At 71.4% G+C, this 13,582-nt stretch carries 9 protein-coding genes; 6 read left to right on the forward strand and 3 right to left on the reverse strand.

Annotation, left to right across the window (positions count from 1 at the left end; translation table 11 throughout):
- The first annotated feature begins 133 nt into the window (after positions 1-133).
- Complete coding sequence (locus tag AB0M63_RS23585) at positions 134-874, forward strand: alpha/beta hydrolase (protein WP_366020755.1); 741 nt, start codon at positions 134-136, stop codon at positions 872-874.
- Positions 875-922: 48 nt separating this feature from the next.
- Here AB0M63_RS23585 and AB0M63_RS23590 read toward each other — a convergent pair whose 3' ends face one another.
- Positions 923-4,021: a glycoside hydrolase family 2 TIM barrel-domain containing protein gene (locus AB0M63_RS23590; protein WP_366020756.1), complete on the reverse strand. Its 3,099-nt coding sequence runs from the start codon at positions 4,019-4,021 to the stop codon at positions 923-925.
- Between the two features lie 256 nt (positions 4,022-4,277).
- Between AB0M63_RS23590 and AB0M63_RS23595 the strand changes: the two genes are divergently transcribed.
- Positions 4,278-6,653, forward strand: a complete 2,376-nt coding sequence (locus tag AB0M63_RS23595; protein WP_355911174.1) for a SpoIIE family protein phosphatase — start codon at positions 4,278-4,280, stop codon at positions 6,651-6,653.
- A gap of 21 nt (positions 6,654-6,674) precedes the next feature.
- On the opposite strand, the gene AB0M63_RS23600 is transcribed toward AB0M63_RS23595, so the two are convergent.
- Entirely contained in the window at positions 6,675-7,226 is a 552-nt protein-coding gene (locus AB0M63_RS23600) for an RNA polymerase sigma factor (protein ID WP_355911171.1), read from the reverse strand.
- 46 nt (positions 7,227-7,272) lie between these two features.
- On the opposite strand from AB0M63_RS23600, the gene AB0M63_RS23605 reads away from it, so the two are divergent.
- The 4 genes from AB0M63_RS23605 to AB0M63_RS23620 all read left to right on the forward strand — a co-directional run bounded on the left by AB0M63_RS23605 (position 7,273) and on the right by AB0M63_RS23620 (position 11,313).
- Positions 7,273-8,643 carry a serine/threonine-protein kinase gene (locus AB0M63_RS23605; protein ID WP_366020757.1) on the forward strand — a complete coding sequence of 457 codons (1,371 nt, stop codon included), beginning with the start codon at positions 7,273-7,275 and terminating at the stop codon, positions 8,641-8,643.
- Between the two features lie 124 nt (positions 8,644-8,767).
- The gene (locus AB0M63_RS23610; RefSeq protein ID WP_366020758.1) at positions 8,768-9,481 is read left to right on the forward strand and encodes a DUF4232 domain-containing protein; all 714 of its coding nucleotides are present in this window, start codon (positions 8,768-8,770) and stop codon (positions 9,479-9,481) included.
- A 70-nt stretch (positions 9,482-9,551) separates the two neighbouring features.
- Positions 9,552-10,802: an arsenic transporter gene (locus AB0M63_RS23615; protein ID WP_366021015.1), complete on the forward strand. Its 1,251-nt coding sequence runs from the start codon at positions 9,552-9,554 to the stop codon at positions 10,800-10,802.
- 16 nt (positions 10,803-10,818) lie between these two features.
- Positions 10,819-11,313, forward strand: coding sequence for a universal stress protein (locus tag AB0M63_RS23620; RefSeq protein WP_366020759.1), 495 nt, complete (start codon positions 10,819-10,821; stop codon positions 11,311-11,313).
- 2 nt (positions 11,314-11,315) lie between these two features.
- Here AB0M63_RS23620 and AB0M63_RS23625 read toward each other — a convergent pair whose 3' ends face one another.
- Positions 11,316-13,112 carry a ricin-type beta-trefoil lectin domain protein gene (locus AB0M63_RS23625; protein WP_366020760.1) on the reverse strand — a complete coding sequence of 599 codons (1,797 nt, stop codon included), beginning with the start codon at positions 13,110-13,112 and terminating at the stop codon, positions 11,316-11,318.
- Between the last annotated feature and the right edge of the window lie 470 nt (positions 13,113-13,582).

A 13,582-nucleotide genomic window follows, 5' to 3' on the forward strand; every position in this document is an offset into this window, starting at 1 on the left:
GGAGGCCGTGCGAGAGAAAGAGGAGGTGGTACCCGTGAACACAGAATCGACATGGGTGCTCTCCTCCGGGGTCACGGTCGGACGCTAGGTCGTCCGGGAGCGCCGTACAGCAGCTCTCCCGAAAGGCACGACCATGCAGTTCACTTCTGAACGGCGTATCGACGACGGCGTCCTCGAACGCGACTTCACCCTCGACGAGATCCCCGGCACCCTCTGGACGCCCGAATCCGCGTCCGCGTCCGCACCGGTGCCGCTGATCCTCCTCGGCCACCCTCCCCTCGGGCTGCGCAGGATGTACCCCCGGCTGGTGGGCCGAGCCCTGCACTCCGCGGCGGAGGGCTTCGCCACGGCCACCATTGAGCTGCCCGGAAGCGGCGACCGGCCCCGCTGGCCCGTCATCGAGCAGGCCCGCGCCGACCTGCGCCGGGCGATGGAGGCCGGCGAGCCGGTCGGCGAGGACATCGTCGAAGCCCTCGTCCACCCGCTGGTCGACAAGGCGGTCCCGGAATGGCAAGCCGCCCTGGACGCCCTCCTCGCACTGCCCGAGATCGGCGGCCCGGTCGGGTACTCGGGCGGAGTGATCTCCATCGGCATCCGGCTCGCGCTGGTCGAGCCGCGCATCGCGGCCGCCGGTCTCTTCGCCGGGAGCCTCGTGCCGCGCAGCATGTTCGAGGAGGCCCGGCAGATCACCATTCCCCTGCACGTCCTGTTGCAGTGGGACGACGAGGGGAACGACCGGCAGGCGGCCCTGGACCTGTTCGACGCCTTCGGCTCCAAGGAGAAGTCCCTGCACGCCAACATGGGCGGGCACACCGGCGTCCCGCAGTTCGCGGGTGACAGCGCGGGCCAGTTCTTCAGCCGACACCTGAAGTAGGGGGAACGGGGGAGGCACCGGCCCACGCGGCCGGTGCCTCCCGCCACGCTATCCGGCCGGAGCCTCCAACTTGCCGATCCGCACCGCCCCTTGGGCCGTCCCCGGATGTGCGCTCGTCAGCGTGAGGCGCACCCGCGATCCGCGCACGGCGTCGAAGGTGATGACGGTCGGGGCGTCCGAGGTCGTGGCCCAGTCGACGGCCGTCCCCTCGACCGGCACCCACACCCGGCCGTCCCACACCGCGACCGTCACCGCCGAGGGCAGGCTGTGCAGGGCGTCCACGGTGAACGACACCTCCACCCGGTCGAAGGAGCGCGTCCTCCCCCAGTCCACCGACACCCAGTCCTTCGCGCGGGCACCACTGAAGGCGGGCAGCAGGGCCGTGGCCGACTTGGCGAAGGCGTTGGACCAGCCGGTGGCCGGGTCGCCGTCGAGCATGGCGGCGGGGAGCGTGTCGGGGCGCCCCGAGTAACTGGCGTCGGCGTACGGGTAGTTCGGCGGCCCCGGGTGGTCGGCCGCGAAGTCCGGCGCCGGAGTCGCAGCCGTCGATCGGGCCGGGGTCGTCCGTACGGTCACCGTGCCGGTCCGCAGTCCCGGCGCCCGCGCGGTCACCTTCAGCGCGCCCGACTTCGTACGGGACCGTACGATCGCAAGTGCCTTGCCGTGGAAGGCGGTTCGGGTGCTCGACTGATAGCGCTCGGCGCTCTCCTCCCGCCCGTTGTCCAGTCCGGCCAGGGACCCGCCCTTCACCTCGAAGGCGATCAGATGCTCGGCGTCGGGCACCACCACGCCATGGGCGTCGACCACGTCCGCGGTCACGAACACCAGTGAACGCCCGTCCGCCGCAAGGGAGTCGCGGTCGGCCGTGAGGCGCACGGAGTGGGCCTCCCCCGCCGTGCGCAGCACGTCCGTCGTCACCTTCTTGCCGCCGCTGCTCGCGACGGCCTTCAACTCGCCTGGCTCGTAGGGGACTTGCCAGGTCAGGTGGAGTTTGCCCGCGCTGCCGTTCGGGCTGGTGTAACTGCCCGGGTAGGGGCCGGTGGTGAAGGTCTTGTCGTCGCCGGTGGCCTCGGTGGTCTCCAGGTAGGTGCGGCCGTCGGTGGTCTTCTTGGTGTCGAACGTCCGCGTGCCGAGGGACTTTCCGTTGAGAAACAGCTCGACGCTGTCGACGTTGGCGTAGGCCCAGACCTCGACCGTGTCCCCCGGCTCGTGGTTCCAGCTCATCGGCACCAGGTGAACCATCGGCTCGTCGATCCACTGGCTGCGGAAGAGGTGGTACATGTCCTTCGGGAAGCCGGCCGTGTCGACCGCGCCGAAGAAGGACGCCTTGACCGGGAAGACGTCGTAGGGCGTGGGCTCGCCGATGTAGTCAATACCCGACCAGAGGAACTGTCCCGCGAACCACTTCCGGTCCCGGTCCTTCTTGTGGCCGTACTCGCCGCTCATCGTCCAGGAGGCGAGGTTGTTGTCGTACGAGGAGGTGTCCCGTCTGCCCGGGGTGTAATTCTCGCCGGTGTTGAGGTGCTCCGGCTCCTGGTAGGCGCCGCGCGTGGAGGTCTCCGAGGAGGACTCCGACTCGAAGAGGAAGAGGTTCGGATAGGCCGCGTGCAGGGCGTCGACCGACTTGGCGGTGTTGTAGTTGAGGCCGAGTCCGTCGAGCTTGGCGAGCATGAGGTCGGCGGCGGAGCCCTTGGCGGGTACGCCGTGGTATTTGTTCGACCCGATGACCACCGGCCGGGTGTCGTCCGCCGCCTTGATGGCGCCGATGATGCGGTCGGCCATGGCCAGTCCGGCGGTGGAGGTGGAGTCGGGGATCTCGTTGCCGATGGACCACAGCACCACGGCGGGCGAGTTGCGAGCGGCGAGGACCATCTCGGTGGCGTCCCGCTCGCACCAGTCGTCGAAGAACCGGTGGTAGTCGTAGGTCGTCTTGCCGGTGTGCCAGCAGTCGAAGGCCTCGACCATCATCACGATGCCCAACTCCTCGCAGGCCTGGACGATCTGCGGCGAGGGCGGGTTGTGGGAGGTGCGGAAGGCGTTGACGCCCATCGACTTCATGATGCTCAACTGCCTGCGGACCGCGTCGAGGCTGATCGCGGAGCCGAGGGCGCCCTGGTCGTGGTGGAGGTCGACGCCCTTGATCTTGGTGGGGGTGCCGTTGAGGGAGAAGCCCTCGTCCGGGTCGAAGCGGTAGGTGCGGATGCCGAAGGTGGTGCGGTGGGTGTCGACGGTCCGGCCGGCCACGCGCAGTTCGGTCTCCAGGGTGTAGCGGTGGCCGGGAGTGTCGATGTCCCACAACTTCGGCTCGGGGACGATGAGTTCATGGGTCTCGGTGGCGCGGTCGGCGACGGTGACGGTGGTGGTGGCGCGGGCCGCCGTCCGGCCGCCGGGGTCGACGACCCGCGATCGGATCTCGACCTCGCTCGGGGTGCCCGACTCGTTCAGCACGGACGTCCGCACGCTTACGACGGCCCGTTCCGCGGTGATGTCCGGGGTCGTGACGTAAGTCCCCCAGCGCTCGACGTGGACCGGTTCGGTGATCACCAGCCGGGCCTCGCGGTAGATGCCGCTGCCCGAGTACCAGCGGCTGCTGGGGAGCTGGTTCTGGACCTTCACCGCGATGACGTTCTCCGTGCTGCCGTCGGTGTGCACCAGGTCGGTGAGGTCGAGGGCGAAGCCGGTGTAGCCGTAGGGGTGGCGGCCCACCTCGGTGCCGTTGCAGTGGACGTAGGAGTCCATGTAGACGCCGTCGAACTCCACCGAGATCCGCTTGCCCGCGAAGGCCGGCGGCAGGGTGAAGGCGATGCGGTACCAGCCGAGGCCACCGGGGAAGAACCCGGTGCCGCTGGTCGTGCCGTAGGCCGTGGTGGGGGTCTGTTCGATGCTCCAGTCGTGCGGGACCGCGACCTGGCGCCAGGCCGAGTCGTCGTAGTCCGGTGCGGCGGCGTCCGCGTAGACGCCGGTCGGGTCGGTGATCCCGCCAGGATTGACCAGCGCGAAGCGCCAGCCGTCCCGGAGCGCGACCGTGTGGCGGCCGGTCGTGCCCGCCGCGGTCCCGGCGGCGCGTGCGGCCGGGGCGGCCAGGAGCGAAGCGGCCGTCGGCGCGGCCGTAGAGGCGATCAAAACCGATCTGCGAGTGACCGTCATGGCGGCTCTCCCTCATCAGGGCCCAGAAGTACTCACAACTGATCGTGACCGAACAGATTCTGACGGAGTGCCACGCCGGGCCGTCAAGGGTGCGGCGGCGGTCGGCCGTCCCGCGGGGTACTTCGACCGGAATTCGCCCTTGACCACCACTGCCCCCGGCTCTGGGGGTTTTCGTCCGCGCGGGACCGTGACGCACTAGGCTGGAACACAAGTGACGTGTTTGTTCACTGTGAGTGTGCGCGATGGAGTGGCGACGATGAGACCGGTGTACCCGTTCGACGATGCCGCGACGGCGCGGGTTGTCATCGACGACGCGGGCACTCTGGTGGAGTGGAACGACGGGGCCCGGCGCCTCCTCGGCCACACCGCCGACGAGGTCGTGGGCCGACCGGCCGTGCGGCTGCTGGCCGACGGCGCCGGGGCCCTGCCGGACATCACCGGCGCCCGCTGGGACGGCACCGTTACTTTGCGCCACCGCGACGGCAGCTCGGTGTCCGTGTGGCTGCTGGCCCACCACCAGCACCCCCCGGAAGGCGGCCCGGGCCGGTGGCTCGTCGTGACGCCGTTGGAGGGCGGCGGCCCGGACTCCGACGAGGACCCCCTCGCCACCGCGGCGCTGACCCAGTCGCCGTGTGCCATCGCGGTCTACGACGAGCGGCTGCGGTTGAGCCGGGTCAATGACGCCATGGGCGAGGTGATCGGCCTGCCCGAGGAGCGCATCCAGGGCCTGCGGGTCACCGAGATCGGCGGCAAGGCGCAGAGCGAGGACCTGGAGCGGTACATGCTCCAGGTGCTGACCTCGGGCACCGCCCAGGACTTCCAGATCTACATGCGCACCGGCGGCGAGGACGCCGCGCACGCCTGGCTCGCCCGGATGGCGCCGCTCACCGACGCCGAGGGCCGGGTGCGGGGCGTGTGCTTGGCCGCGCACGACTTCACCGAGAACTACCTGGCGCGCGAGCGGCTGCAGATCGTCAACGAGGCGAGCGTGCGCATCGGCAGCACCCTCGACGTCACCCGTACGGCCCAGGAGCTGGCGGATGTCTGTGTGCCGGCGCTGGCCGACTTCGTCAGCATCGACCTGCTGGACCCGCAGGAGCACGGCGGCGAGCTGCCGACGGCGATCACCGCACCGGTCAGACTGCGCCGGACCGCCCACCGGTCGTGGCAGCAGGGCAACCCCGAGGCCGTCGTCAAACCCGGCCAGTTCGACCTGTACCCCGAGCAGTCCCCGCAGGCCGACGCGCTGGTCGCGGGCCGTGCCCTCGTCGCCTCGGGCCGGGACCTCGAACTCTGGCTCGCCTGGGACCGGACGCGTACCAAGCGGGTCCACGAGTACGGCATCCACTCCTCGATGGCCGTACCGATCCAGGCCCGCGGTGTCACCCTCGGCGTGGCAGTCCTCACCCGGTACCGGCGCATCGACCCGTTCACCGACGACGACGTCCTCCTGGCCCAGGAGGTCACGGGCCGCGCCGCCGTCTGTATCGACAACGCCCGCCGCTTCTCCCGCGAACGTGAGACGGCGCTCGCCCTCCAGCGCAGCCTGCTCCCCCGCAAACTGCCGCGCACGGCCGCCCTGGAGGCGTCCTCGCGCTATCTGCCGGCGGCCCGCGCCGGGGTCGGCGGCGACTGGTTCGACGTGATCCCGCTGTCCGGGATGCGGGTCGCCATGGTCGTCGGGGACGTCGTGGGCCACGGCATCCAGGCCTCCGCGACCATGGGCCGGCTGCGCACCGCCGTCCGTACCCTCGCCGACATCGACCTGGCCCCCGACGAACTGCTGACCCACCTCGACGACCTGGTCGTACGGCTGTCCGCGGAGGCCGGCAACGACGGCAGCCCGGGCGAGGTCGGCGCGACCTGTCTGTACGCGGTGTACGACCCGGTGTCCCGGCGCTGCACACTGGCCCGGGCCGGGCATCCGCCGCCGGTCATGCTCCGGCCGGGCGGCCCGCCCGAGCACGTCGACCTGCCCGCGGGACCGCCGCTGGGCCTGGGCGGACTGCCCTTCGAGTCGGCCGAGCTGGAGCTGCCGGAGGGCACCGTGCTCGCGCTGTACACCGACGGGCTGGTCGAGAACCGCGAGCGGGACCTCGACGACAGTCACCGGCTGCTGTTCGACGCCCTGTACGCACCCTCGGACTCGATGGGCGAGACCTGCGACCGGATCCTGCACGCCGTGCTCCCGCCGGGCGGCGCGGCCGACGACGTGGCCCTGCTGCTGGCCCGTACCCAGGGGCTGCCCCCCGAGCAGGTCGCGACCTGGGACATCCCCGCCGACCCCTCGCTCGTCGCCCCGATCCGCAAGCAGGTCGTCGAGCAGCTCGACACCTGGAACCTCAGCGAGGCCGGGTTCACCGCCGAGCTGGTGGTGAGCGAGCTGGTCACCAACGCCATCCGGTACGGCGCGCACCCCATCCGGCTGCGGCTCATCCATGACGCGGAGACGCTGATCTGCGAGGTGTCCGACACCAACCACACGGCCCCGCACCTGCGCCGCGCCAAGACCTGGGACGAGGGCGGGCGCGGACTGCTGCTGGTCGCCCAGCTCACCCAGCGCTGGGGCAGCCGGCACACGACCGACGGCAAGACGATCTGGGCCGAGCTGTCCCTCTTCGACCAGGACTGATTCGACCAGGACCGAGCCGGGTCAGGAGGCGTCGGTCAGCCAGGGCCTGACCTGGCGGCGGGCCTCGTGCAGCCGGGACTTGAGCGTGCCGAGCGGGATGCCGATGCGCTCGGCGACATCGGCGTATTCGAGCTGGCAGATGTCCCGGTACACCAGCGGCGCGACCAGGTGCGGATGCTCCCGCTCAAGGCGCTCCAGCGCCTCAAGGAGGTCGATCTTCGACCCGGCGATGACACTCGTGGTGCGCGGGTCGACCTGCTGCGTCACGTCGATCACCGCGGGCTGCTCGGCGGCCCGCCGCTTCAGCTCGCGGTACTTCTGCCGGGAGCCGTTGGCGACCACCGTGTACAGCCAGGTGCTGAACAGGCTGCGGCCCTCGAACGTGCCGATCTTCCGGGCGACTTGCAGCAGGACGTCCTGGGCCGCCTCCTCGGCGTCCTCACGGCACGGCAGGAACCGCGCGCACCGCCGTACGACCTCCGGCTGGATCACCCGCAGCAGCGTGTCCAGGGCGGCCGGGTCACCCGCCGCGGCAAGTCGGGCCAGGTCCTCGGTCGGCGCCGTTTCGCGCACGGGCTCCACTCCTCCGCCTCGATCTACGAGCAGGCATGATAGTCCCATGCACTCCGTCGAACAGATCGGCCGCTACCGCCTCGAACGCCGCCTCGGCAGCGGCGCGTTCGGCACGGTCTGGCTCGCCCACGACGACGAGCTCGAGGCCCCGGTCGCGGTGAAGGTCCTCGCCGAGAACTGGGCGCACCGTCTCGACGTCCGGGAGCGCTTCCTGTCCGAGGCCCGGCTGCTGCGCAGGGCCGGTTCGAACCGGGTGGTGCAGGTCTACGACATCGGTGAGCTGCCCGACGGACGGCCGTACTTCGTGATGGAGTACGCCGACGGCGGCACCCTCGCCGACGTCCTCGCCGCGGGCCCGCTGCCCGTCGGCGAGGCGCTGCGGCTGACCGCGCTGGCCGCCCGGGGCGCCGCCGCGCTGCACGAGGCGGGGATCGTGCACCGGGACATCAAGCCGACCAATGTTCTGCTGCGCACCGCCCCGGACGGCACCGGCCGGATCCTGCTCGCCGACCTGGGACTGGCCAAGAGCCTGGCGCACGCCTCGGGCCTCACCCTGGCCGCGGGTTCGGCGGGCTACCAGCCGCCGGAGCAGGCGCAGGCCGGCTCGGGCATCGACGAGCGCGCCGACGTGTACAGCCTGGGCGCGGTCGGCTACGAGCTGGTCACCGGCACGGTCGCGGGGGCACCCGGTCAGGTCGTACGGCCGGACCGGCTGCGACCGGACGTGCCCCCGGAGGTCCAGCGGGCCCTGCTGCGCGCGCTGGAGCCGGACCGGGAGCGGCGCTGGCCGACGGCGCGGGCGTTCGCGGAGGAGCTGGAGCGGCTGGCCGCCGAGCTCACGGTGCGCAAGCCTCGGAGTCGGCACCGGGGCGTCGCGCTGATGGCGGGTCTGTTCGTCGTCGTGGCCGCCGGGACGGCCGTGGCGGTGCTCAACCTGCCGTCGTCGTCCGGGAGTTCGGACCTGCGGGTGAAGGACAGCACCGGGCGGGTGGTGGCCGAGGTGCCCGCCGCGTGGGGCCGTCAGTTGCGCGACTCGGGCTGGGATCCGCACGCGATCGGGCTGACGGCCGGGAACGAGCCGGGGCTGGCCGTCGCCGACGACCTCGCGAAGTGGCCGGACCTGTCGGCGGACGTGAACGGCGTGTTCATCGGCCTGAGCGAGCACGGCAGCGTGACGACCGAGGTGGACGGCATCGCCCACTCCGGCTGCCACTACGACGGCAGCCGCGCCTATTCGAGTGCGAGCTGGCGTGGCACGATCCGCACCTGGAGCGACTGCGCGAGCGGCACGGGCACTCTGTCGGAGACCGCGCTCCGCATGGTCGGCGGCTCGGCGCAGCCCCAGGTGTACGTCCAGATACGGCAGCACAGCGGTGACGCGACCGCGCGCATACTCCGCTCGCTCCGGGTCACCTGATCACTGTCGGCATCACCGTCGGAAAAAAATCCACTGATCCCGCGAACCTTTCGGCACGCACGCGCATCGGACCTCTGTGACGGCGCGCGAGGCGCTGCGCGGTTCACTTCCAGGAGTGTCGAAGATGGTCAACACGTCTCAGTCCCTGCGCCGGGCGGCCCTGCTCGTGAGCGCGGTCGCCGTCCTGGGCCTGACGACCGCCTGTGGCAACGGCAGCGGTACGGCGAGCAGCCCGCAGACCGAGTCGGGTACGGCGGCGCCCGCGGGCGGCGACGCCTCGGCCGACGGGTCCGGCACGCCGGTCACCTCGTCGAGCGGCACCGACACCGCCACCGGCTCGGACTCGACCTCGTCCGGTTCCGCCTCATCCCCCTCTGCCTCCTCGGCGAGTTCCGGTGGCAGCGGCGTCACCAGCAGCAGCCGGTGCCACACCTCCGAGCTGAAGGCGAAGGTGGGCGGCAACGACCCCGGCGCCGGGCAGGAGAACTTCCCGATCGTGCTCACCAACAGCTCCGGCCGTACGTGCACGGTGCGCGGCTTTCCCGGCGCCGCGTTCGTGAACGCCTCGGGCACCCAGTTGGGCCCGGACCCCCAGCGCGAGTCGGGCAGCACGGCCACCACGGTCACGCTGAAGCCGGGGCAGAGCGCCTGGGCGGGTCTGACCTTCTCCAACCCGGAGATCAGCGGCGCGAAGACGGCCACCCCCACCACGCTGGTGGTGACGCCGCCCGACGAGAAGGATCCGCTGAAGGTTGCGTGGACGGCCGGCGCGGTGCCCGTGTCGGGCAACTCGTCCTCGGTGCGCCTGTCGGTGTTCAGCGCGGGCACGGGCGCCTGATCGCGGACTTGTCCGCGCAGCCTGGTTTCATGGGGCGGGCACCACTGCTCGCGTCCCGGAGGACCGTCCCCTGAACACCCCGCTCGCCGAAACACTGTCCGTCGTCCTGCTCGCCGCCGTCCTGGTGTGGGCCGTCGTCCGGCCCTTCGGGTGGCCGGAGGCGGTGATGGCGGTTCCGGCCGCCGGGATCGCCGTGGCCACCGGGGCGATCTCGCTCGACCACGCGCGGGCGGAGGCCGAGCAACTCGGACCAGTGGTCGGGTTTCTGGCCGCGGTCCTGGTGCTCGCCCATTTCTGCGACGTGGAGGGGCTGTTCAGGGCCTGCGGGGCGTGGATGGCCGAGTGGGCGAAGGGCAGCCCGGGACGGCTGCTGACGGCGGTGTTCGCGCTGGCCTCGGCGATCACGGCGGTGCTCAGCCTGGACGCCACCATCGTGCTGCTGACGCCGGTCGTGTTCGCGACGGCGTCCCGGATGGGGGTCAGGCCCAAGCCGCACGTCTACGCGTGCACGCATCTGTCGAACACGGCCTCGCTGCTGCTGCCGGTCTCCAACCTGACGAACCTCCTCGCCTTCGCGGCGAGCGGGCTGAGCTTCACCCGCTTCGCCGGGCTGATGGCCCTGCCCTGGCTGGTCGCGATCGGCGCCGAGTACCTGGTGTTCCGGAAGTTCTTCGCCCGTGACCTCGCGGCAGCGGCTCCTCAGCCTGCCTCCGGGGACACGCCAGGGCTGCCGGTGTTCGCGCTGGCGACCGTCGCCTGCACCCTCGCGGGCTTCGTGCTCACCTCGGCGGTCGGCATCGACCCGGCGTGGGCCGCGTTCGCGGGCGCGCTCGTCATGGCCGGCCGGGGACTCCTGCGACGGCAGGCGACCCCGGTGACGGTCGTGCGGGCCGCCGCACCCTCCTTCCTGGCGTTCGTGCTGGCGCTCGGGATCGTGGTGCGGGCCGTGGTGGACAACGGGCTCTCCGACGCGCTCGGGCACGTCCTGCCCGGCGGGACCGGCATCGCGGCCCTGCTCGGGATCGCCGCACTGGCCGCCGTACTGGCGAATCTCATCAACAACCTGCCCGCCGTGCTGGTCCTGCTGCCGCTGACCGCGCAGTCCGGGCCCGGTGCCGTGCTCGCCGTGCTGCTCGGGGTGAACATCGGGCCGAACCTGACCTACGCCGGTTCGCTCGCGACGCTGCTGTGGCGGCGGATCGTGCATCAGCACGAACACGGCGTGGATCTCAGGGAGTTCACGAAGCTGGGGCTGCTCGCCGTGCCGTCGGCGCTCGTCCCGGCCGTGGTGGCACTGTGGGTGTCGCTCCAGGTTCTCTGATCCCGAGGGAGGCCGAATGCGTGTGATCGCCTGGCTGGTCGAGGGCACATGGCCCGCCTGCGTGGACGCCGTACGGACGCACGCGCCGGAGGATTCCGAGGTGGTGCTGCTGCATGTCAGCGGGCCGGACGTGCCAGGTCTCGCGCACGGGGCCTTCGCCGGGCTGCTGGGCCGGGGCGCTCCGGGGCGTGATCCCGGGACCCGGCTTGAGGATCTGGGCAGTACGTCGGCGGCGGAACTGCTCGCCGCGGCCGCCGAGCGGCTGGGGCGGCCGTGCGTCCCTGTGGAGCGGGCCGGGCGGGTCGAGCGTGAGGTGGTGGCCGCCGCCGGGGACGCGGATCTGCTGGTGCTGGCCCGCGACGGCGACCGGGCCCGGCTGGGCCCGCACAGTCTCGGGCCCGCCGTACGGTTCGCCGTCGATCACGCGCCCTGTCCGGTGCTGCTGGTGTGGCCGGAGGCGGCGCCGGGCATCGCCACACTGCCGCCGCCACCGCCGCACCCTCCGCACTGAGGTCAGCGACCGTGCCCGCCGTAGCCGCCCCCGTATCCGCCGCCACCGCCCCAGCCACTCTGGCCGCCACCCGAGCAGTAGGACGGGTAGTAGTCGCAGTAGTCGGGGGTCGGGGCGGACGTCGTCGGTGTGGACTGCGGGGTCGACGCCGTCGGTGTCGGAGTGGGTGTGGCCGTCGGCGTCGGTGATGCCGACGGGCCGGCCTTCTTGGTCGTGGGGGTCGGTGACCCGGTGGTGTCGGTGTCCCAGTTGACGACCTGCATCTGCGGGTCGGCCTTCGAGGTGTCGAAGACCCACCGCTGGGCCGAGCCGTCCGCCCGGGTCTTCAGGACGAGCGCGCCGCCGCCGTCGGTGGAGGCGGGGGTCAGCGCCAGGTCCTGGTTCCAGCGCGGTACGAGGATGCCCTGGAGGGTGAAGTCGTAGCGGATGTTCTTGGCCGTCGACGAGGACGCGCTGGTGCAGGGGGCGAGTTGTACCTCGAAGGCGAGGTGCGAGTCGAGGCACAGACCGGGGTCGGCGGTGCTGCGGAGCTGTCCGTCGGTCTCGTACGACCACTGCTGGCCGGCCGCCGAGGAGCAGGCCTGCAGTGCGGCCTCGGCGCCCTTGAGGGGCTTGTTGCCGGCGATGCCGATGCAGAGGCCGGACTCGACGTTGTGCAGACGGCCGCTGAGCGTGCCCTGGGTGGTGTCGTTCTTGCCGACCCAGGAGGGGTTGGCGGATTCCTTGCCCGTGCCGGTGGCGCCGGCGGCCTGGTTCCCGGTCGTGGACTTCGCGTCGTCGGAGCCGCCGTTGGCCCACAGGACGAGCGGGAGGACCACGAGTCCGCTCACGGTCAGCACGGCCACGGCGAGGTTGCGGCGGCGGACGCGGCGGGCCGCCTTGTGGGCCGATCTGAGTTCGCCGCGGCGCGGGCCGGAGCGCACGTCCAGTGCGGTCGAGGCGGTCGACATCTCGGCGGGCAGGTTGCGGCTGCCGGCCCTGACCTCCAAGTAGGCCCGCGCGCCCCAGCCGAGCACGCCTTCGGCCAGTGCCACACCGAGTCCGGCGTTGAACTGGTTGAGCTGGTCGGCGGTGTGCCGGCAGTGCTTGCAGACCGTGAGGTGCATGGCGAGGTCCGGGTCGACCTCCGCGCCACCGCGCCGGAAGGTGACGTCCAGCAGCCGGATGTAGAGCTGGCACTCGTCGTCGTGGGCGAGTTCGCGATGGACCTGGAGGCACTCCTCACGCAACCGCGTGACGGCACGCCCGAGTTCGATGCGGGCGCCCTCTTCGTCCAGGCCGACCAGTCCGGCGGCTATGGAGACCGGCTCGGACTCGACCTCAAGGTGCCAGAGCAGGGTGCGGGCCGTCTGGGGCAGCCGCTGGAACGCCCGGGAGAGCAGCCGCCGTTCGGGCACCGGCAGCAGCCGGGCCGCGACCCGGCCACCGTCGCCGGCCGGCGAACGCAGCTCCGGGTGGAGCATTTCCTGCCGGCGGTCGGTGTCCCATTCGGCGGCGATACGGCGCACGGTGACCAGCACCTGGGGCCGCCAGGCCGCGCTCGGTCCGGACTGCCGCAGGGATTCTCCGAAGAGCCGGGTGAAAGCGGCCGTGGTGAGCATTCCGGCGTGGTGCGGTCCGTCGGTGCACAACCCCGCATAGGCGAAGGCCGCTTCCCAGTGCCGGTCCAGCAGTTCGCCGACGGGTTGCAGCGCTGGCGTCGTCCCCGTCCACTTCTTCAGCTCGGCGCTGAGCTGTTCGTCGGTCACTTCGAAGTGGTGAGCGGAAGTCGGGGAATTCGAGGGACCTGAGTCCGTCACGGCTGCATTCCTCCAGGTGAAACGCGGGATTTAGTCCATACCAACGGGTATGCGACCGTGCCGACGAGCCGACAGGGTCTGCGCGTCCGATTTACGGCATCCCTGACATCCACCGGGGGCAGCTCTTTTGAAGCAAGGGGGGTGGCGTACGGGAGCGGCCTCGTGCGCGCAGAGGGGAATCATCTATATGCCTGCGCACCGACAGGCACACCTTTGCACAGGTCAGCGAGACGGAACAAGGTCTCCCACGGTTTTGCGGTTTGCGTTCCGGCCCCCGCCAATTGACGATTCGTCAATCGGGTCCGTTATGGGATTGCCACCGTATCCGCACGGGAAATCCAGAAACCATTGGCCGGAGGCCGCCCGGTGCGGCGCCCGGCCGGGCGGGGAGACCGTCCTTCTCGCCGTTTTCCCTGGTCATGTTCGAGCAAAAGACACCGTTGCCGGGCGGGACGGTCTCGTCACAGGAG

This window comes from Streptomyces sp. NPDC051576 (assembly GCF_040681835.1).
Classification (GTDB): Bacteria; Actinomycetota; Actinomycetes; order Streptomycetales; family Streptomycetaceae; genus Streptomyces.

Bases quoted from the DNA above. Each gene is read 5' to 3' on its own strand.
- AB0M63_RS23585 (WP_366020755.1), top strand. From the start codon at position 134: ATGCAGTTCACTTCTGAACGGCGTATCGACGACGGCGTCCTCGAACGC.
- AB0M63_RS23590 (WP_366020756.1), bottom strand. From the start codon at position 4,021: ATGACGGTCACTCGCAGATCGGTTTTGATCGCCTCTACGGCCGCGCCG.
- AB0M63_RS23595 (WP_355911174.1), top strand. From the start codon at position 4,278: ATGAGACCGGTGTACCCGTTCGACGATGCCGCGACGGCGCGGGTTGTC.
- AB0M63_RS23605 (WP_366020757.1), top strand. From the start codon at position 7,273: ATGCACTCCGTCGAACAGATCGGCCGCTACCGCCTCGAACGCCGCCTC.
- AB0M63_RS23610 (WP_366020758.1), top strand. From the start codon at position 8,768: ATGGTCAACACGTCTCAGTCCCTGCGCCGGGCGGCCCTGCTCGTGAGC.
- AB0M63_RS23620 (WP_366020759.1), top strand. From the start codon at position 10,819: ATGCGTGTGATCGCCTGGCTGGTCGAGGGCACATGGCCCGCCTGCGTG.